Genomic DNA, 20,280 nt, shown 5'->3' on the forward strand with positions numbered 1-20,280 from the left:
ACGGCCGTTCACGCGTCGCGATGTGATCCCGGTGGGCCGAAGTCGTCGTGGACCGGCTGGGGCTTCTCGTGGATGTCGCGCAGCCGCACGGCCCGCGCGATCACCAGGGCGAGCACCACCGACACCGTGACCCACACGGTGATGATGATCGCTGCGATGATCCAACCCACGACCCCAGGATGCCACCATTTGTGGGGGCGTGGTCAACGCGTGACGTACTCGTGAGGTAGCAGGTCGCTGCCCGGCACGAGGTATTCGTCGGCGCTGAGCATGCGGGTCCACTCGCCGGTGAACCCGCGATACCGGTTCTCCACGACCGCCCAGTCGGTGAGCTCGATTCCGTCGACGACGAGGCCGGCGACCAGACCGGCCAGCGCGACGTCGACGTCGCCGGCCGACTCCCACCGCCCGGCCGCGGCCTGACCTGGGACGACGGTCACTCGTCCGCCCTCGACGTCGACTCGGACGCCGAGCCGGCGCAGGTTGTCGACCACGGCCAGCGCAGCAGCGTCCGCCGGGCCGACGAAGCGACTGACCCCGCCCGCGAGGCTCGCGACCACCAGCAGCAACGGCGCGACCCCGGAAGCATCCGCCAGATCGATCGTGACCGGATCGACATCCCCGCTCGTCGAACGGCCGGTCACGGTCAGGCCGACCGACGACGACACGACGTAGCCGCCCATGTCGGCGAACGCGACCGCAAGTGCCTCCGCGGCAGGGACGTTTTCCGGCCAGTTGCGCACCAGCACTGTGCCGCCGGTGACCAGCCCTGCCGCGGCGAACGCACCGGCCACCAACAAGTCGGGTGTCGTGTCATCGCCTGCGGTGGGCGCGTTCACCCGCGCCCGTACCGGTGCGGCCGCCGTGGGCACGCGCCACCATCCGGTGTCGTTCATGGTCGTACCTCCATCGGGTAGTGGTAGCTCTCTTTGACGGTGTCCAGGTGCACCCAACTGTCGATCCGCAGCACCGACCGCATAGCCCGGAGACGGTCCAGCACGCTGACGGCGTCCGTCAGCGAGTTCGCGTCGATGGTCGCCAGCAGGTCGTAGCGGCCGAGGGTCTCGGCGAGGAAGCGCACCTCCGGCATCTCCACCAACAGGTCCCCCGCCTGCGACACCGGGCCGCGCAACGAGATCCCCACGCCGACGTCGATCCGGCTCTCCCGCCGGCCGGTCCGGACGATGGCCCCGATCCGGACGACGCCGTTGTCGATCATTCGCAGCACCCGGGTCCGCGCGGTCCCGGTGGACACCCCGACCTTCTCGGCGAGCGTCGTGAACGGCATCCTGCCGTCGAATTGCAAGTGCGACAATATCTTCGCATCGACCCGATCGATCTCCACGTCGGCGGCCTGGGCGGGGCGGAGGACGTCGACGGCGAGGTTGGTGTAGTAGAGCGTCTCGGTGGCCAGCACCCCGTCCACCGACCGGACGCGGTCGAGCACGGCGGCCAACTCGGCGTCGTCTCGGGCGCGCACCTCGGCAATGAGCGGAAAGCTCCCGGAGGCCAGCGACACGAACGGCACCTCGGGCATCGCGCCGAGTGTTTCGCCTACGCGACGCACCGGTTTGTCGACGGTCAGGGAGACATGTGCCAGCGACCGGATGCCCAGGGTCAGCGGATGCACGATCCCAACCACCCGGACGATGTCCTCATCCAGGAGCTGGCCCAAACGGCGGGCCGCGGCGGTGCGGGAGACGCCCACCCGATCCGCCAGATCGTTCGCGGTGATCCGCCCGTCGGCCCGCAGTTCTTCGAGGATCTGCAGGTCGACACCGGCGAGCGAGCCGTGCCTGGTCTCATCACGAGAAGTTAACAATTGAACACTCTCCAGGGCGATTGGGTCATTTTGCAGCCGATCGGGGTCCAGAACCGGGAACTGCTCACAAATCGACAGATCGTCGCTCGTTTCTGCAGATTCAGGCCGTCGAACTGACAATCTCATTTTGCACGACGATTCTACGCAGACCTAATGTGTCCTTCGAACGACCGGCGATCAGGGCCGGCACCCATCACGACGAGGTCCGAGGATCACCACCATGCGAAGAGTTCTGGTCAGCATCGCCGCCACCGTGTTCGCGGCAGCATCTCTCGCCGCCTGCAGCGGCGGCAGTGAGGGCACCGAGGCATCCGGCGACGCACCCGCGGGTCTCCTGCGCGAAGGTCAACTGTCGGTGTGCACCGACCCGGAGTACCCGCCGATGGAGTACTTCGCCGACGGCGACACCTCCACCCCGGTCGGTTTCGATCCGGACGGAGCGCGCGCCCTCGCCGACCTGTGGGGTCTCGAGATCAGCTTCCAGAACACGTCTTTCGACGGCCTGATGCCCGCACTGCAGGCGAAGCGCTGTGACATCCTCTGGGCGGCACTGTATCTGAGCCCCGAGCGTCTCGAGGTCGCCGACGGCAGCCCGTTCATGAACACCGGCCCGGGTCTCATCGTGCCGACCGCGACCACCGACATCACCACCGCCGACGACCTCTCGGGTAAGAGCGTCGCCGTGCAGGGTGGCGGCTCCAACGAGCTCACCCTCAAGGACCTCTCGGCGAAGTTCGAGGCCGAGGGCAAGCCCGGCATCACCGTGCAGCCCTACCCGAAGACCGCAGAGACGGTCGCCGCGGTGACCAACGGCAAGGCCGACGCGCTGATCGAGACCGACGTCGCCGTCGTCGACATGGTGGGCAAGTCGAACGGCCAACTGAAGCCCATCCCGGGCGTCTTCCCCGCCGAGACCAAGTTCGGCGTCTTCACCCTCAAGGAGTCGCCGCTGAGCCCCGCCGTCACCGAGGGCCTGCAAGAACTCAACGCCAACGGAACCCTCGCGCAGATCGCCGAGAAGTACGGCCTCGACCCCAACAGCATCGTCACCGAGTAGACCATGACCTTCGACTTCGACGTCTTCATCGACGCGCTGACCTCCGGCACGTTCTTCCGTGGGGCGCTGCTGTCGCTGGGGCTGGCCGTGGTGTCGATGATCGCTGCGACCATCATCGGTTTCGTCGTCGCGCTGCTGCGGATCGCCAAGAACCCGGGTGCCCGCTCGGTGGGCTGGACCTACGTCTGGTTCTTCCGGGCCATCCCCACCCTGCTGGTGCTGCTGATCATCTGGAACGCCGGACCCCAGCTCTTCCCGGCGCTCCGGGAGAACTGGTTCACCCCGTTCCTGGCGGCGTTCGTCGGGTTCGCCGTGGTCGAGGCCGCCTACATGGCCGAGATCCTGCGGTCGGCACTGCTCAGCGTCGACGACGGACAGCACATCGCCGCCCGCGCACTCGGTCTGCCGCCGCACAAGGTGCTCTTCAAAGTGGTGCTGCCACAGGCGATCAAGGTGGCCATCCCGCCGAGCGGCAACGAGTTCATCGCGATGCTGAAGTACACATCGCTGGCATCGGTGATCTCACTGCGCGAGCTGCTGACCACCGCGCAGTCGGAGGTCTCGGTCACGTTCCGCTACGCCGAATACTATTCGGCCGCACTGATCTACTACCTCGTCATCGTTAGCATCGCCATGCTCGGGCAGTACTTCCTCGAGCGTCGCTACCAGTGGATCTCCAAGGGCAACAGCACCTCACGGACCGCACCCCGATCACAGGAGGTCCCGGCATGACCGAGCCGGTCCTGCAGGCGATCAACCTGCACCGCAGCTACGGCGACACCGAGGTCCTCAAAGGTGTCGACCTGACCGTCGGCAAGGGCGAGGTCAAGGCGTTGCTCGGACCATCCGGGTCCGGCAAGTCGACCATCCTGCGTCTGCTGGCGTTGCTCGAGCCCGCCGACGACGGCGAGATCCTGCTCAACGGCAAGCAACTCGGCGTCTCCGTGGCCACCGACGGCAGCACCCGACCGCTTCGGGAGGCGCAGTTGGCCAAGCAGCGCCGCGACATCGGGATGGTGTTCCAGCGGTTCAACCTGTTCGCCCATCTCGACGTGATGCACAACGTCACGCTGGCGTTGACAGAGGTTGCGGGTGTGTCGAAGCACGACGCCCGCGATCGGGCCGAGGCGATGCTGGAGCGGGTGGGCATGGCACACCGGATGAAGCACTACCCCAGCGAGCTGTCCGGCGGCCAGCAGCAGCGCGTCGCCATCGCCCGTGCGCTGGTGATGAATCCGTCGGTGATGCTGTTCGACGAGCCGACGTCGGCGCTCGATCCCGAGCTGGTCGGTGAGGTGCTCGACGTGATGGAGCAGCTGGCCGACGAAGGGATGACGATGGTCGTGGTCACCCACGAGACGCGGTTCGCCCGCCGGGTCGCCAACGAGGTCGCCCTGTTCGACGACGGGCAGATCGTCGAGTCCGGCCCGCCGGCAACGTTCTTCGACGATCCGAGCCACCCACGCACCCAGCAGTTCCTATCCCACCTGCACTGAGACAGAAGTGAGTACCCCGAGATGAGCGATCACCGTCCGCTCGCCGTCTACACCGACACCGACGACCTCGATCCCCGTATCGGCGTCGACCTGCTGACCGACAACGGTTTCCGTGTCGAGGTCTGCGAGACCCGCGAACCCGAGGTGATCGCGCACGCCGCGGCCGACGCCACGGCGCTGCTGGTCGGTTATGCGCCGATCGACGAGAATCTGCTGGATCGGCTGCCCGGACTCCGGATCATCGCGCTGCTGTCGCGGGGATACGACAATGTCGACGTCGCGGCGGCCACCGCCCGCGGCATCTGGGTGTGCACCGTCGCCGACCTGGCCGCGCCGGAAGTCGGGGCGCACGCGTGGGCGTTGAGTCTGGCGCTGCTCCGTCGCCTCCCATTCTTCGCCGGGTCCGGCAATTCCCACGGGTGGCTCGAGCGGCCGCGTGTACTGCCCCGGCGGCTGTCGGAGGTGACCGTCGGGGTGCTCGGGTTGGGCAGCACGGGCCGGACCTACGCCGCGCTCGCGGCCCCCGCGGTGGGTCGGGTGCTCGCGTATGACTCTGGTTCCCGTAGCACCAAACCCGCGATCCCGGGGGTGCAGACCACCGATTTCTGGACCGTGATCGAGCAGTCCGATGTGGTGTCGCTGCACCTGCCGCTCACCGATGACACCCGCGGGATCATCGATGGCCCGGTGCTCGCGCGGATGCGTGACGACGCCTACCTCGTCAACGTCGCCCGCGGCGCCCTCGTCGACGACGTCGCTCTGCTGGTCGCGCTCGACGACCACCGGTTGGCCGGCGCCGCCCTCGACGTGTTCGACGCCGAACCGCCACCTGCCGACGACCCGCTGCTGCGGCATCCGGACGTCCTGACCACCCCGCACGTCGCCTACCTGTCCGACACCACCGCGGCGGGCTATGTGACGGCGCAGGCGCGCAACGTCGTCGCCTGGCGCACCGACGGCCGCCCAGAACATCCGATCAACGATGTGGCGGCCCTGTCATGCTGACCGTCTACCAATCCCTCTGGGCGATGGAGGATCTGCCGTCCAGGGATACGCCGTGGACCCTCGCCGAGCAGATCGCGAAGATCGACGACGCCGGGTTCGCCGGTATAGCCGTCGACCTCGGTGCACGTCAGGCCCCCGCCGCCGACGACCTCGCACCCCTACTCCACGGCACCGCACTGCGGTCGATGGTGTTCGCCTTCGTCGGCGACCGCGCCGCACTGTCGGCGGCCATCGACTACGCACACCGCATCGGCGCCGACCGAATGGTGGTGTGCGCGCAGATCTACGGCTTCGACCCGGTGCCGCTCGCCGACACGCTGCGCGACTGGTACGAGACGTGCCGGCAGGCCGGGATCACGATGCAGGTGGAGACCCACCGCAACACCGTCACCAACGATCTGCGGTTTACCTCCCTCCTCCTCGAACACCTCGATCCGCGCATCGAACTCGCCGGTGACCTCTCGCACTTCGTGTGCGCCAACGAACTCCCCGACGATCCGGCTCCCGAGCACGAAGCGCTCATCGCCGCCGTGCTCGGCCGATGCGGATCGTTGCAGGGCCGCATCGCCACCCGCGGCCAGGTGCAGATCCCGCTGGGCACACCCGCCGGCGCCGGCTGGGAGAAACGCTTCCGCGGCTGGTGGGAGGCCGGACTCCGGTCCATCGCCGTCCGCCATCCCGGCGACGACGTGGTGTTCTGCACCGAGCTCGGCACCCGCCCCTACGCCATCACCGACCTCGCGGGCAACGAACTGTCCGACCGCTGGGCCGAGGCCCTCACCCTCAAAGACTGGGCGGCGCAGGCCTTCCGCGCCGCCACCGGAGAACTCCAGGAGCAACGATGACCATCAGCGACGCCGCACCCCTCGCGCAAGTGCCCGACTCCCACGTCAACGACGCCGGCAACCGGATCATCGACGGCCCCCTACAGACCGACAGCAGCCAGCGCGCGATCATCCCGGCGCGTGCCTACGTCGGGCAGGCCGAGTTCGACCTCGAGCAGGAGCGGATCTTCTCCTCGGGCTGGGTGTGGGCCGGATACGCCCACTGGGTGGAGGAGGCCGGACAGGTGCATCCGGTCACCGTCGGCGGCAAGCCGCTGCTCATCGTCCGCGGCAGCGACGAGGAGATCCGCGTCTTCCACAACTCGTGCCGACACCGCGGGATGGTGATGCTCGAGGAGCCGGCCAAGGTGCGCCGCCGCATCCAGTGTGCCTACCACTGCTGGTCGTACAATCTCGACGGAAGCCTGCACGCCACACCGTATTTCAAGCGGGAACGCTCCCGCGGGCTGCCCGACGCCGCCGACGACCTCGGCCTGCTGTCGGTGACCTCGCACGTGTGGGCGGGCATGGTGTTCGTCAACCTGGCCACCGATCTCGACGACGCCGCTGCCGCAGCGGACTTCGAGCAGATGCTCGCGCCGATCATCTCCCGTTGGGATCACGTCGACTTCACCCGCATCCAGCTCGCCGACGAACGCGAGTTCGACATCGGGGTCAACTGGAAACTGGTGGTGGAGAATTTCCTCGACTTCTATCACCTGCCGTTCATCCACCCGCAGGTCGGACCGGTCAGTGCGTCGCTCGACGTCGACGACGTGTGGCTCGCCGATCACATCGTCGGCGGCACCTATCCGCGCGGGGCGGCCGGCAAGGCGGCGAAAACCGAAGAGTCGCTGCCGTTCCTCGGTGACGTGCCGGCCGACCGCACCGAGAGCCAGGACATTTTCTGTGTGTTTCCCAACGCGCTGCTGTTCCTGGAGGCCGACTGGTTCCAGGTCATCGGCTACGACGCCGTCGCCCCCGACCGCACCGTCGAGCACATGGCCATCTTCGTCGACGAAACCGCGACCGCGGAGAAGTACAGTCCCGCACGAAAGAGCCTGACCGACATCCTCTTCGAGGTCAACGAGCAGGACATGCCGATCCTGCACCGGCTGCAGAAGGGCCGGCGCTCACCCGGTTCGGATCGCACCAACCTGGTCACCCACTGGGACCAGATCACCGCCGCGTTCCAGCAGCTCGTGGCACGCAAGGTCGGCTACTGATGGCCGCAGACACAACACAGACACCCGACGAGGCACAACTGCGGCGCGAACTGGCCGCCGTGTACCGGCTCGTCGCGCACTACAAGATGACCGACCTCATCTTCACCCACATCTCCGTGCGCATCCCCGGCCCCGAGGACCATTTCCTCATCAACCCGTACGGTCTGCTGTTCGAGGAGATCACCGCGTCGAACCTGGTGCGTATCGACCTCGACGGCAACGTCGTCGGCGACACCGACGCCGTGGTCAACCCGGCGGGTTTCGTCATCCACAGCGCCATCCACCGCGAACGTCATGACGCCCAGTGCATCCTGCACACGCACACCCTCGCCGGTTGTGCCGTCGCGGCGTCGGAGACCGGGCTGCTGCCGCTCAACCAGATCTCGATGGAGTTCCACAATCGGGTCGGCTACCACGACTACGAGGGTGTGGCGCTCAACCTCGACGAGCAGAAACGCATCGTCGACGACATCGGTGACCACAATTCGCTGATCCTGCGCAACCACGGGCTGCTCACCGTCGGCGAGACACCGGGGCGGGCCTTCCTGCGGATGCACTACCTCAACAAGGCGTGCGAGATCCAGGTCGCCGCCACCCGCGCCGGTGAGGTCCGGTTGCCCGATGAACGGATCGCCGAGCACACCGCGCGGCAGCTCAACGGCGAGGACGCCGGCGACGACTACACCGACGACGTCGGACTCGATCTGGCCTGGCAGGCGATGCTCCGGCTCGTCGAGCGCATCGCCCCCGACTACAAGGACTGACACCATGACCGCTCACCTGATCCGCGGACCGCTCGATGCCAGCACCACCCCGCGCTACACCGAACCGTCGACCTTCGCGCGGCTGCCGCGGCTCGACGAGGTGCCGTCGGCCGCGGTGAAGATCATCGGTATCCCGTTCGACAGCGGGGTCAGCTACCGGCCCGGCGCACGTTTCGGTCCCGGCCACATCCGGGCCTCGTCGAAGCTGCTACGGCCCTACAACCCGGCGCTCGACGTCGCGCCGTTCGACGTCCAGCAGGTCGCCGACGCCGGTGACATCGCGGTCAACCCGTTCGACATCGTCGAAGCGCTCGCCACCGTCGAGCACGCCGCCACCGACCTCACCGCTGATGGCGCCCGGCTGCTCACCCTCGGCGGCGACCACACCCTCGCGCTGCCACTGCTGCGTGCCGTGCACAAGGAGCGCGGGAAGATCGCCGTGCTGCACTTCGACGCCCACCTCGACACCTGGGACACCTACTTCGGTGCGCCGTTCACCCACGGCACCCCGTTCCGGCGGGCCAGCGAGGAAGGCCTGATCGACATGGAACGGTCGATGCACGTCGGTATCCGCGGTCCGCTCTACGGCAAGGCCGACCTCGAGGCCGACGGCGTGCTCGGGTTCCAGATCGTGCGGTCCGACGACTACCAGTTCGACGGGGTCCGCAGCATCATCGAGCGCATCCACCGCCGGATGGCCGGCGGGCCGGTCTACCTGTCGATCGACATCGACGTGCTCGACCCCGCGCACGCACCCGGGACCGGAACCCCGGAGGCGGGCGGAATGACGTCGCGGGAGCTGCTCAACACGCTGCGCGGCCTGGTCGGCCTCGACATCGTCGGCGCGGACATCGTGGAGGTCGCCCCCGCCTACGACCACGCCGAGATCACCGGCATCGCCGCCGCACATGTCGGATACGAGTTGCTGTCGGTACTGGCCGCGAATCGGGTGAGCTGACCCTGGAACTAGGCTCGATCCCATGAGTGCACCCGACGCCGCGGCCACCGACAACCCGTTCGATCAGTCCCAGTGGGCGCCCGTCGCCGGGTTCGACGACCTCACCGACATCACCTACCACCGGCACGTCGGCCAGGGTCGGGAGAACGGCATCGTCCGCATCGCGTTCGACCGGCCGGAGATCCGCAACGCGTTTCGCCCGCACACCGTCGACGAGCTGTATCGCACCTTCGACCACGCCCGCCGCTCCCCCGACGTGGGGACCGTGCTGCTCACCGGCAACGGCCCGAGCCCCAAGGACGGCGGCTGGGCGTTCTGCAGCGGCGGCGATCAGCGCATCCGCGGGCGGTCGGGATACCAGTACGCCACCGATCACAACTCCGATGTGACCGCGGCCGGCGTCGAGGGTGTCGACGAGGCGCGGGTCAAGGCCGAGGGCGGCCGCCTGCACATCCTCGAGGTCCAGCGACTGATCCGCACCATGCCCAAGGTCGTCATCGCCGTGGTCAACGGCTGGGCCGCGGGCGGCGGGCATTCGCTGCACGTCGTCTGCGACCTCACCCTCGCCTCCCGCGAGCATGCCCGCTTCAAGCAGACCGACGCCGACGTGGGCTCCTTCGACGCCGGCTACGGCAGCGCCTACCTCGCCAAGCAGGTCGGGCAGAAGTACGCCCGTGAGATCTTCTTCCTCGGTGAGGCCTACGACGCCGAGACGATGCATCAGATGGGCGCGGTCAATCGTGTTGTCGCGCACGCCGACCTGGAGAACACGGCGATCGAGTGGGCCCGCAAGATCAACGGCAAGTCCCCCACCGCACAGCGCATGCTGAAATTCGCGTTCAACCTCACCGACGACGGCCTGATGGGCCAGCAGGTGTTCGCCGGCGAGGCCACCCGCCTGGCCTACATGACCGACGAGGCGGTGGAAGGTCGGGATGCGTTCCTGGAGAAGCGCAGCCCAGATTGGGAAGCGTTTCCGTATTACTACTGAGCCGACCTCGCGCGGACAGCGCAGGTCACCGCGGGTGCGGCAACGGTTTCCCGAACAGATACCCCTGGGCGAACTCGAACCCCAGCTCCGTGAGTGCCGGTACCAGCTCCTGGTCTTCCACACCCTCCGCGACCATGCCGATGCCCGTCGACTGTGCGACGTCACAGATGGCATGTACCACCGCGCCGCTGGCCGAGTCGTCGAGCACGCCATCGATCAACGTCTTGTCGACCTTCACCACGTCGACCGGTAGGTCCCGGACGTACCGGAGGGCGGAGAATCCGGAGCCGAGATCGTCGATGCAGATGGTGCATCCGATCTCGTGGAGCTGTTGAACGGCGCGCGCCGCGGGGGTGCCGAGGTCGACGGCCTCGTTCTCCCGGATCTCGATCCAGACCCGTTCGGGCTCCACGGCATTCGCCTCGATCCGCTCCTGCACGAAGGTGACGATCGTACTGTCCCACAGTTGTTGCGCCGACAGATTGAGCGAGACGAAGGCGGAATCGCCGATCGTGGGTGCAACCTCGGTTGCGAGAGTCCGGACAGCGTCGTCGATCGCGTGCCTGCCGATGGGCACGATCAGTGACGTGTCCTCCGCCACAGCGAGGAACACATCCGGTGACAGCAGTCCGGCTTCGGTGTTCCACCGCAGCAGCGACTCGTATCCCACGGTCCGGCGATCCGACAGGGTGACGATCGGCTGATAGTGAAGGACGAAATCGTTCCCGTCAGATCCACTCAGCCGGGTGGCGATGTCGACGTCCTTCCGAATCTGCTCCGGCGCCATCGAGTCGGCGAACACCACGGTCTGATGCTGCACGATCGCGGTCGACAGGGCCGCGTCGGCACAGTCGGTGATGGCTGCCACCGTGACCGCGTCGGCTAGCTCAGCGCCGACCGCGATCCCCATACAGACGTCGAGAAACCGTGCCACGCCATCGTGTTCCACCCGACGAGACTCCAGGTTGCCGCGCGCGGCGTCGATGAGTCCTCCCAAGCCGGGGTCAGACGCCGATAGCCAGATCAGCCATTCGAACGCCGACCGCTTCTCGAACCGCGCGGCCGGGCTCACCGGCCGCAACACCTGATCAACGAATTCGTCGGCGATCTGAGCCGACTCCGATTGCCCGTAGGCCACCGCCGCCCGGTGATATGGGTCTGCGGCCACCGCGATTGCGGTCATCGCCGCATATCCCTCTTCTGTCACCGGCGTCCCCGTCCCTGTATTCTGGCCCCGGTCAGCCAGTCCTCACAGTCTAAATCCTAGACCCCATCTTTGGGGACACCGCTCCTGCCGTTGTTCTTGTCAATGGTACGGATTTGGTTGACACTCACCGAATCCCACACCTCATCGATGCAACTGGTCATGCACCCCTACACGCCAACAAATCCGGCGGTGCAGGCTATGATCGAGTGCAGCAATGACCGGTTCATCGATGCAGCCCAGACGGAGGTCGGAGTGCAGCGTCTGAGTGTGTGCATACCGCTGTTCAACAGCGCGGACACCGTTGCGAAATGCCTGGAAAGCGTTCTGTCGCAGTCGTACGGCGACTTCGAGTGTTTGGTGGTGGACAACGCCTCCACCGACGAGACCGCCGAGCGAGTACGGGATTTCGACGATCCGCGAATCCGACTGGTGCGTAACGAACACAACGTCGGGCTGGTGGGCAACCACAACAGGTGCGTCGAACTCGCCCGCGGCAGCATCGTCCAGTTCGTCCACGGCGATGACTGGCTGCTGCCGCATTGCCTCGAACGACTGCTGCCCTACTTCGACGATCCGACCGTGAGTCTGGCTTTCGCCCCGCGCACCGTGGAAAGCGAAGACGCCGAATGGAAAGCACAGTTCTCTCGACTCGAGACATCGTTGGCGCCCCTATCGACACTCAACGACGGCCAGGAGCTCATCCGCCGGCACCTCGACGCCGGCGGTGGCGGCAATCCGATCGGTGAACCCACCGCCGTGATGGTGCGACGCGAAACACTGATCGCAGCGGGCGGATTCCGACCTGACGTACCGCAGCTGCAGGACATCGACGCATGGCTACGGGTCATGGCCTTGGGCGACGTCGCCTTTGTGGACGAACCGCTGACCGTCCGTTGGCACCATGCCGGTTCGGAGACCGACATCCATCAGGGCGCCCCGTCCATCGACCGGATGTGGGTGATGACCGGGTTGGTGCAACGCCCGGAGCTCGACAAATCGTTACGGCGACACGCATTCAATCTGTGGTTGCGGTCGTTACGGCATGTCCCCGGAGACGTGATGCGCAACCCCGCAGAGCAACGTCGCATATTGCTGAAACGGCTCGGTCGGCAGTTGGCCGCCACGGCGCGGCGTGCACCGCTGACATTCGGTGACAGCGAATCCTGACCTCTTACCCGCGCAGGATCGACGACAGCGCCGGCCCGATGGTGCTCCAGTCCAGCGACCGCTGCGCGGCGACGACGGCACGCCGGAAGCCGTGGTTGCGCTCCGACTCCTCCACCGTGGTGAGTGCGTCGGCCAGCGCAACCGGATCCCGGGGCGGCACGACGAGGCCGATGCCGAGCGCGCGCACCGTCTCGCCGAGCCCGCCGACGTCGGAAACGATCACCGGCACCCCGTACTCGATCGCCATGTGCAGCACTCCGCTCTGTGCTTCGAAGTCGGTGTAGGGCAAGATAACAGCCTGTGCGCGAGCGAACAGCCCGGGTACCCGTTCGGGTTCGACGAAACCGTCGATCCATTCGATGCGGTCATCCCGATCGACGGCATCGACGATGACCCCCCGCACCGAGTCCTCGGCACGACCGGCGATCACCAGCGCGCTCTCACCCGAGTACTTCGCGAAACCCTGCACGAGGACATCGACACCCTTGTTCGCCCGGATCTCGCCGAAGAACAGAAAAGTCGGCGAACCGGCGGGTGGCGATCCCGCTCTCGAAACAGACGAAATTCCGTGTGGGACAACACTCACACGCGTCAGGCCGTACCGTGCAGCGGCAACCTCGCAGTTGCCTTCGGTGTGCACCAGCACCGAGTCCGCTGCCCGCAAGCCCCGGCCGGTGATCCATTCGTCGACGGCGTCGATCGTCGACCCGGTGTAGTCGTGCCGACGAATGTTGTGCAGCCGCACCACCACTCGCCTACCCCGGATTCGCGACAGCCGCACCACCAGTGGCAGCGTGAAACGCTGGATCTCCTCCAGCAAAACGACGTCGATGTCTCGGGTACGCAGCAGGAACAGGCAGAACGCCATGTCATGTCGGCGCCACGGCCGCGCGCGTTCCCAGACCCATCGCCACGTCGATCCCAGATCGGTTCTCGGGCGTTGCGCCGGTATCGCCACGGGCTGGCTGATCCGATCGGAGACGAAGCGATCCTCGAGGTCTGGGCGGCGAGGCCAGACGAACCGGATGTCCTCACCCGAGTCGAGGACGCCGTCCAGCGCTTTGCGGACATACTCCGGATGGCCGCCGGCTGCGGTAGGGGCGAACACCGCGACTGTGGTGGCCTCACGTCGGCGTGTCCTGGCCTGTCGTAACGCCATGCGCATACCCTCGAGCAACCCGGCGAGGGCGGCGACACACTCCCCAGCACCCCCGCGCCATCGACGTTCCCGCAACGGCCACACCAGCTGGCCGGCAGTGCGTTTCGCACCGGCACCGACGAGCAGCGACAACAGCCCCATGTGCGCGGCGAGAACCACCGTGCGGTTGCGGTTCATGTAGCGGTGATAGACGGCGCCGTGCTGGTCACCGACGTGGGTCTGCGAGCCGCCTTCCTGGTGCCAGACGCGGGCGCGAGGCGCTACTGCCAGCATGACGCCACGCTCCTGCCAGCGAAGGGCGAGATCCACGTCCTCCCAGTACAGGAACAGGCTTTCGTCGAACGGCTCACTGCGCCATACCCGCAGCGTCGTCGCCATCACCGCACCGCTGAGAAATCCGGCCTGGTACACCGCACCGTCTCGAGGTGGCGGCGGTTGCCCATAGCCGCGATGAGTGACCACGCCGCGCCGCAGGTCGATGTCCCCGCCGGCAAACCAGACCACCGGAGCCGTCGGGTCGCCGGTGACAATGACCGGTGAGACGACACAGTCGGGCGCCATCTCGTCCAGCGCATCCGACAACGCCCGCAAACACCCCGGCTCCATCCGCGTGTCGGGATTGAGCACACAGAGCACCTCATCGTCGGCGAGGTTGCCCAGGTGCCGCACGATGATGTTGTGTCCACCACCGAAACCCACGTTGCGCGGGCTCCGGAGCATGGTGACGCCCGGTCGGCCCGTCGCGAGCGCCGACAGTGCGTCCCATTCCCCGTCGTCGCAGCTGTTGTCGAGGATCGTCACCGATGCCGCCCCGTCGGCCAACAACTGCGAGACGAGAACGGCCAGATACCCGGAGGTGAAGTAGTTGACGATCGCCACGTGGACGTCGCGTCGGTTGCTGTCGGTCATCAGTTCCTCGGCTCGAATGTCCGCCACACCGCTATCACGTCGTTCTGCCGCACCCGGCCGGTCTCGGTCATGAGCCCGTACTCATCGTTGATCAACCCCCATTGGTAGACGCCGCGGACACGGTCCGACGAGTTCGCCAAGTTGTCGATACTCCGGTAGACGTCGACCCGATCGGCGTCCTCGTCGCGGCTCGCGCCCGCCTCACCGAACACCAACGGGATGTCCGTGGCCAGTTCATACGGCGCGAGAAAGTTGGTGCCGGCACGGATTGTCGGGGGCCGGTACACGTGGACGTCGAAGAAGTCGACGACCTCACGCCATCGACTCATGGCCGCCCGGTCGGTGATCTTGTCGATCAGCTCGCCGGTGTGGATGTCGGACACCGACAGCGGCAGCTCAGTCTCGCTCCGGATCGTCGACGCCCACCGGGCGATGAACCCGAACACAACGGGTTCGGGCACTTGCGGATAGATCACCGACACCTCGTTGCAGAGATCGACCGCCACCACGTTGGGATGCCGCGACAGCCCGCGCGCGATCATCCGCGCCAGCGGCTCCACCTCCGCCAACCGATCCAACGGTGTGTGCCGAAGATCGAGAAGGCAGTAATAGACGGTCAATCCCCGCCGACGGCAGTAGTCCAGCAGCTGATCGAGTCGGCGCCGGTAGGTGGCGGAGTCGATCCTGCCGAGCAGCAGGGCGCCGACGTCACCGATGATCCGGATCGACCGCGAACCCACCTCGATCGCGAGATCGATCGACTCGCGCACCCACTGCCAGTCCCATCGGCTCCAGAAGTTCTGCCAGGCAGAGCCGTTCACGATGTCGACGGCACGCGGGACCACGGAACTGCCCTTGAGTCCCGTCGGAACCGGCATCGCGGCGCCGACTCGGCCGCCGATCAGCGGGACGATCCCCACCCCCCACGTGGCACCCAGCCAATCGAAGTTGCGCCGCAAGGTCGTACCCGACACCGCGTGATCCCAGTACCGCAGTTGGTGCAGCACCCCGGCGAACGACGAGTTCCCACTGACGGCGCCCAGCGACAGCCGCCGGACCGCCTTCAGGCCTATGCGGTCGGTGAAGCTCGCCACGTAGACACCGTTGAGGAATCCGTACGCGGTGCGCGAGGCGTCGAGAGTGACCGCGAAGGCGAAGGGCCGCAGCATGATCGATGGATCTCGGATTCGCATCAGCTCGCTACCCCGCGACCACACGGCCAGCGTGTCGGGTGCGGCGAGTACCACTCTCAGTTCGTTGTTCCGGGCGTCGGTCAGTGCGCAGATCGTTCCGGTGCCTCCGCTGCGTGCATCGACCACCACCATCAGACCGAATTCGGTCAGTGCCGGCAGGTCGGCCACCATGGCATCCGTGGGCGAGAACCGCCAGCCGGTCCCCGAGGGCCGCGGCACCGTCGAGTTCGCCACCTGGGCCGGTCCACCCACACCACCGGTGACCTGGTTTCTGATCACCGAGATACCGTCGACCTGATCCAACGACGCCTGCGTGCCGTCGAGGTCCAGGATTCGCGTGGGATCGTTCGGCTCGGTGACATCACGCGCGGTCGCCGCACATCCGACGACGACAGCGGGAACCGCGCCCGCGGCGAGTTGCAGGAGTCGGCGGCGGGTGAGCCCCACTACGCCGCTCCCGTCCGGATCTCCACCGGCGGTGCCGTCTGTGGAGTCGTCGGACGTTGCCCGCGAGCGTATCTGGCGATAGCGTAGCCGAGCAGGCAGCCGAATACGATGGAGCCCCCGTGGTCGTTGGGCATGGGTGACACCGCGATGATGGCCGCAAGGCCCGCCGTGGTCGCGGCGACCGCGATGCTGGGGCCGTCTCGCCATCGGCGGATCATCACCGGCAGGAGGCAGGTGACGAGCACTGCGACGAATGCCGCCAAGCCCACCAGTCCCGCCTTTGTCCGTAACCAGCCGTAGTAGTTGTGCGCGTACAGTTGCCCCTCGTTGGCTGCGAACTCGTCGGCCACGCCCATCGGCGGCTTGTACCGGAAGCCGAGCCCGTTGCCCAGAATCTCCCTGTCGCTGACACTTTCGGCGAGGTAGCGGTTCTCCTGCCGTCGGTCCTGAGTGGATGAGTCGACCGTCCGGGTGGATTCGTCGAGGCCGGCGAACACTCGATGGGAGTAGCCGGAGACCTGGCTCTGCGCCCACTGACCCGCCCCCATGGCGCCCGCGCCGACGAATGCAAGTCCCAGCGTGGCCGCGAGCACCGCGACGGTCACCGATATCCGCACCACGACCCGGGTCAACATCCCGTTCAACGCGGCGGCGACCAGTACCACCGCGACCATGATCACCAGGCCCAGGAACACATTGCGCGAGAAGCTGAAGAAGTCGACCACCACCGCAGGTATCAGCAGAGCCGTGACGGCCTTTGTGCGGCCGGCGCCGACAAGCAGCATCGCGACCGCGATCAACGTGACGGCCAGCGCCAACGGGGTGGTGGACGTGAGCAGGCGGTGCGCATCCGACCCGCCGGCCACCAAGCGACCTGTGACGGTGTAGAGCTGTGCAGCCTCCTGGCGCCCGGCCAACGCGAAGCCGGTGACCGACGACACGAGCATCGCGAAGGCCGACACCGACAGGGTGAACAACAGTGCGGGCACATACCGGCCCACCTCACCGATGCCCACGATCACCGCGGCGACGAACACCGCCCCGGCCAGCGCCACCGCCGGCCGCACGTCGTACTGGATGTCACGGATCGCCAGTCCCGACATCAGCCCGTGCGCCGCCGCGAACACCAGCGACATCACGAACACGACGAAGGCGATCGCTGTCGGCGACAACAGCATTCGACGCCCGAGAGTCCCGGCCGAACGAAGCCGGTAACCGGCGTAGATCACGGCGGCCAGGAGGGCGCATTCGTGGAAGTAGACGAACAGTCCGCCGACCCGGACACCGTCGGGAACCGATGCCGGCACGGTGATGAACGTGACGACGATGACCGCGTCCACGACGGTGGCGGGACGGCGCCACACGCAGACCGCCACCGCCACGACGGCCGCAATGGCCACCGCGGCATCGACGTGACCCAATCCCAGCGGCACCACCACAGCCAGGAGCGCACCACCGGCCAGGGCGACCCAGCGCAGGCCCCCGGATACCGATGCTGCACTGGTCATGTCGGTGCCAGAATGTCGTCGACAAGGGTCAGCCACCGCTCGGCGACGGCCGGTTCGGAGAGACGGTCGCGCACCGCCTGCACACCGGCATCCAGGGATTTCCGGGTGACCTCGTCATCAAGGCTGCGTACCGATGCGGCCAGTCCGCGTGCATCGTCGACCTCGAAGACCAACGCCGCACCCGAGTCGGACACGAACCCGTGAGCGGGGATTGCGCTGACCACCAACGGAACCGAGCAGGCGATACCTTCGAGCAGCACCATCGGCATGGCCTCCCACCGTGAGGGCAGAATTAGGGCGGAAGCGCGCTCCATCATCTTCCTGACCTCGGTGTTCGGCTGCGGTCCGGCGAACACCACCCGTTCCTCGACCCCTGCCGCCCGCGCGTGTGCCTCGAGTTCGGAGGTCAGTGGCCCCTCACCCACCAGGGTCAGGGTGCGGCCGGGCAAGTACTGCAATGCATCGATCGCCGTGGACACCGACTTCTCGGCCGAGTGTCGGGCCACGATCAACAGATCCACCTCGCGGCGTCGCGCCGCAGCGCCATACGCGGCAAGCGGGACCGGGTTCTCGATCACCACCCCCCGATCGGGGTCGGGGCGTACAGACGGCGAGACGAAGACCTCTTCGTCGATGAGCGCCTTGCGCACACCGAGCGAGTACACCTTCGCAGCCAAACGCGGATACCGCTCGATCGGCCAGTGATGCACGGCCACCACCTTCGGGCGCGCAGCCGGCCGCATCGACATCGACATGAGGATCACCGCGGCAATCGCATAGTGGGTGTGCGCGATCACCACGTCGCGTCCCTGCATCAGGTTGCGGAGCTTGCGCAGCATCGTCATCAACCCGCGCGGCGATCCCGGCCGGGAGTCGGCAAGACACCGGGAACCGGTGAACAGATCGCTGCCGGACTTGTTGTACAGGAAGTACGATCGGAACCCGCTGGTACCGCTGGCCTGATTCTCGATCCACCACGACAACGTCTGGGCACCCGCCCGTTCGAGCTGGGTGACGACCTGGACGACGTCCGGTTCATCGACGGGGTCCCGGTGGACGAAGAAGCGCTTGTCGCTGTACAGCCGAAGCCCGGACATCTCGAGACGACGGGCCACGTTCCGCAGCCGAACGGCGGCCACGAACGGTTCGACGGTGTACCGTCCGGCGAGCCGCCGAGGCTCATGGCACAGCCGCCACAGCCACCCCAGTCGCAGTGCGTGCACCATCGGCGGGAAGTAGTTCTCGGCGTGCGCGAGTTGGTCGAACCAGCCTCCGGCGGTGTAGATCTCCACGCCCTGCAGGTCGTCGCGCAGGCGGATCGCTATCCGGTCCTGTGCCGGTGATCCCATGCCGAGCACGATGACCGTCGCGCCGGATGCCCGCAGCCGCTGCACGAGTCGCGGATGGTCGGCGACCCCGTCGTATCCGTCCACGGCGAGCACGACGCCGGAGAAGCGTTCGGCTGCGGCTTTCGCTATGCCGAGACCACCACCCACGAAGGCGATCGTCCGGCCCTCCCGATGTCGCTCACGCAGGATGTTGGGCAGGTCCAGATCCGCTGAGGACCGCGTGACCGATGCCCCCTGCAGGCTCAGCATCAGCTGCAGGAATGTCCCGTCCACACCCACCGCATCTGCCTGGGCCACCGCATCCCAGTCGGCCACCAACGCGCTGTGGTGGTTGAGCCACGTCGTCACCGTTGATGTTCTGGTGATCGACAGGTCGATGACCGTTGCCTCACTTGTCATGACCGTGCGTCCTCTCGGTCCAGGGGCGAGTGACCGTTCGGCCAGGTGTGCCCGTTGAGTTCGTCGGTCTTCGGTTCCTCGGCTTGCAGAGGCTCTGCACTGGAATCGGTTTCGGAATCACCGGACTCGGAGGTGCGGTCACCGAGCGAGCGCTCGACGCGCCCCCAGCCGAGGACGACCGCGGCGGCGAGCAGTAGCCCGGCCAGCAGTCCGATACCGAGATTGCGCCCGGTGTTCGGCGAGGAAGGCCCCTCGGGCGTCAGCGGTTCCTGCAGGATTCGGAGCGCCACGATCGGACCGCCACCATCGTCGGGTGAGTCTCCCCATCGGGCGGCCTCGACGAGCTGCTGACAGACCTCACGGCTCAGCCGGACGGCTTCGGCGGCGGAGGCGCCGGTGAGGCTCACATCCATGGCCACCGACTGCGGCTGGGTCTCGAAACCGATCCGGTTCTGCAGCTCCGGAACGCTCATGTCCAACCCGAGCGAGGCGATGGTCTTCTCCGAGACCCGATCGCTGAGGGCGAGATCCCGATAGGACATCACGCGGTCCTGGGCCAACAGTGAGCCCTGGTAGGACTCACCCGGTGTTCCGCTTGCGGCCGGTGAGGCGTACAGCAGGCACACGGCGGTGTATTCGCGTGCCGCAGTTGCGTTGCCCACCGCGGCGGCGGCCACGCACAGCAGACACACAGCCGCCGCGACAATCCATTTGAGACTGCCCATGCGCAGGGTGCGGTACAGGTCACCACGATTCATGGCTCGGTCTCCTCCTACGATGGCGCCTCGGCGGTCCAGGG

The 20,280-nt window shown here is 67.0% G+C and carries 19 protein-coding genes; 10 read left to right on the forward strand and 9 right to left on the reverse strand.

The features are described 5' to 3' along the window. Positions 1–8 precede the first annotated feature (8 nt). The 3 genes from VZC37_RS13175 to VZC37_RS13185 are packed head-to-tail and all read right to left on the reverse strand — an operon-like array spanning position 9 to position 1,822. Complete coding sequence (locus tag VZC37_RS13175) at positions 9–170, reverse strand: hypothetical protein (protein WP_330433003.1); 162 nt, start codon at positions 168–170, stop codon at positions 9–11. A 33-nt stretch (positions 171–203) separates the two neighbouring features. Further along, complete coding sequence (locus VZC37_RS13180; protein WP_330433004.1) at positions 204–896, reverse strand: 3-phosphoshikimate 1-carboxyvinyltransferase; 693 nt, start codon at positions 894–896, stop codon at positions 204–206. Beyond that, positions 893–1,822 (reverse strand): Lrp/AsnC family transcriptional regulator, encoded by a 930-nt coding sequence (locus VZC37_RS13185; RefSeq protein WP_330433005.1) that lies wholly within the window; start codon positions 1,820–1,822, stop codon positions 893–895. The genes VZC37_RS13180 and VZC37_RS13185 overlap by 4 nt, the downstream gene beginning before the upstream one ends. Before the next feature lie 220 nt (positions 1,823–2,042). Between VZC37_RS13185 and VZC37_RS13190 the strand changes: the two genes are divergently transcribed. Genes VZC37_RS13190 through VZC37_RS13230 form a run of 9 tightly spaced genes read left to right on the forward strand, consistent with a single transcriptional unit; the run spans position 2,043 to position 10,143 of the window. Further along, positions 2,043–2,879: an ABC transporter substrate-binding protein gene (locus tag VZC37_RS13190; RefSeq protein WP_330433006.1), complete on the forward strand. Its 837-nt coding sequence runs from the start codon at positions 2,043–2,045 to the stop codon at positions 2,877–2,879. Positions 2,880–2,882: 3 nt separating this feature from the next. After that, entirely contained in the window at positions 2,883–3,611 is a 729-nt protein-coding gene (locus tag VZC37_RS13195; RefSeq protein ID WP_330433007.1) for an amino acid ABC transporter permease, read from the forward strand. Further along, complete coding sequence (locus VZC37_RS13200) at positions 3,608–4,375, forward strand: amino acid ABC transporter ATP-binding protein (protein WP_330433008.1); 768 nt, start codon at positions 3,608–3,610, stop codon at positions 4,373–4,375. Before VZC37_RS13195 ends, VZC37_RS13200 begins: the two co-directional genes overlap by 4 nt. A gap of 21 nt (positions 4,376–4,396) precedes the next feature. After that, positions 4,397–5,380 (forward strand): NAD(P)-dependent oxidoreductase, encoded by a 984-nt coding sequence (locus VZC37_RS13205; protein WP_330433009.1) that lies wholly within the window; start codon positions 4,397–4,399, stop codon positions 5,378–5,380. Beyond that, positions 5,374–6,225 (forward strand): sugar phosphate isomerase/epimerase family protein, encoded by an 852-nt coding sequence (locus VZC37_RS13210; RefSeq protein ID WP_330433010.1) that lies wholly within the window; start codon positions 5,374–5,376, stop codon positions 6,223–6,225. The genes VZC37_RS13205 and VZC37_RS13210 overlap by 7 nt, the downstream gene beginning before the upstream one ends. Further along, positions 6,222–7,430 (forward strand): aromatic ring-hydroxylating oxygenase subunit alpha, encoded by a 1,209-nt coding sequence (locus VZC37_RS13215; protein WP_330433011.1) that lies wholly within the window; start codon positions 6,222–6,224, stop codon positions 7,428–7,430. Before VZC37_RS13210 ends, VZC37_RS13215 begins: the two co-directional genes overlap by 4 nt. Continuing rightward, a complete protein-coding gene (locus tag VZC37_RS13220) occupies positions 7,430–8,194 on the forward strand; it encodes a class II aldolase/adducin family protein (protein WP_330433012.1) in 765 nt (254 codons plus the stop codon). Before VZC37_RS13215 ends, VZC37_RS13220 begins: the two co-directional genes overlap by 1 nt. Before the next feature lie 4 nt (positions 8,195–8,198). Further along, complete coding sequence (gene speB, locus VZC37_RS13225; RefSeq protein ID WP_330433013.1) at positions 8,199–9,152, forward strand: agmatinase; 954 nt, start codon at positions 8,199–8,201, stop codon at positions 9,150–9,152. Between the two features lie 22 nt (positions 9,153–9,174). Continuing rightward, a complete protein-coding gene (locus tag VZC37_RS13230; protein WP_330433014.1) occupies positions 9,175–10,143 on the forward strand; it encodes a 1,4-dihydroxy-2-naphthoyl-CoA synthase in 969 nt (322 codons plus the stop codon). A gap of 25 nt (positions 10,144–10,168) precedes the next feature. Here VZC37_RS13230 and VZC37_RS13235 read toward each other — a convergent pair whose 3' ends face one another. Continuing rightward, a complete protein-coding gene (locus VZC37_RS13235) occupies positions 10,169–11,350 on the reverse strand; it encodes an EAL domain-containing protein (RefSeq protein ID WP_330433015.1) in 1,182 nt (393 codons plus the stop codon). A 198-nt stretch (positions 11,351–11,548) separates the two neighbouring features. Between VZC37_RS13235 and VZC37_RS13240 the strand changes: the two genes are divergently transcribed. Then, entirely contained in the window at positions 11,549–12,517 is a 969-nt protein-coding gene (locus VZC37_RS13240; RefSeq protein WP_330433016.1) for a glycosyltransferase family 2 protein, read from the forward strand. Between the two features lie 4 nt (positions 12,518–12,521). On the opposite strand, the gene VZC37_RS13245 is transcribed toward VZC37_RS13240, so the two are convergent. The 5 genes from VZC37_RS13245 to VZC37_RS13265 are packed head-to-tail and all read right to left on the reverse strand — an operon-like array spanning position 12,522 to position 20,239. Next, positions 12,522–14,585, reverse strand: coding sequence for a glycosyltransferase (locus VZC37_RS13245; protein WP_330433017.1), 2,064 nt, complete (start codon positions 14,583–14,585; stop codon positions 12,522–12,524). Beyond that, entirely contained in the window at positions 14,585–16,225 is a 1,641-nt protein-coding gene (locus tag VZC37_RS13250) for a hypothetical protein (RefSeq protein WP_330433018.1), read from the reverse strand. The genes VZC37_RS13245 and VZC37_RS13250 overlap by 1 nt, the downstream gene beginning before the upstream one ends. Next, positions 16,225–17,733, reverse strand: a complete 1,509-nt coding sequence (locus VZC37_RS13255) for an O-antigen ligase family protein (protein WP_330433019.1) — start codon at positions 17,731–17,733, stop codon at positions 16,225–16,227. Before VZC37_RS13255 ends, VZC37_RS13250 begins: the two co-directional genes overlap by 1 nt. Then, on the reverse strand, positions 17,730–19,481 hold the full coding sequence (locus tag VZC37_RS13260; RefSeq protein ID WP_330433020.1) for a WecB/TagA/CpsF family glycosyltransferase: 1,752 nt from the start codon (positions 19,479–19,481) through the stop codon (positions 17,730–17,732). Before VZC37_RS13260 ends, VZC37_RS13255 begins: the two co-directional genes overlap by 4 nt. Beyond that, positions 19,478–20,239 (reverse strand): YveK family protein, encoded by a 762-nt coding sequence (locus tag VZC37_RS13265; protein WP_330433021.1) that lies wholly within the window; start codon positions 20,237–20,239, stop codon positions 19,478–19,480. The genes VZC37_RS13260 and VZC37_RS13265 overlap by 4 nt, the downstream gene beginning before the upstream one ends. Between the last annotated feature and the right edge of the window lie 41 nt (positions 20,240–20,280).

The organism is Gordonia sesuvii (genome assembly GCF_036350415.1).
GTDB lineage: Bacteria > Actinomycetota > Actinomycetes > Mycobacteriales > Mycobacteriaceae > Gordonia > Gordonia sesuvii.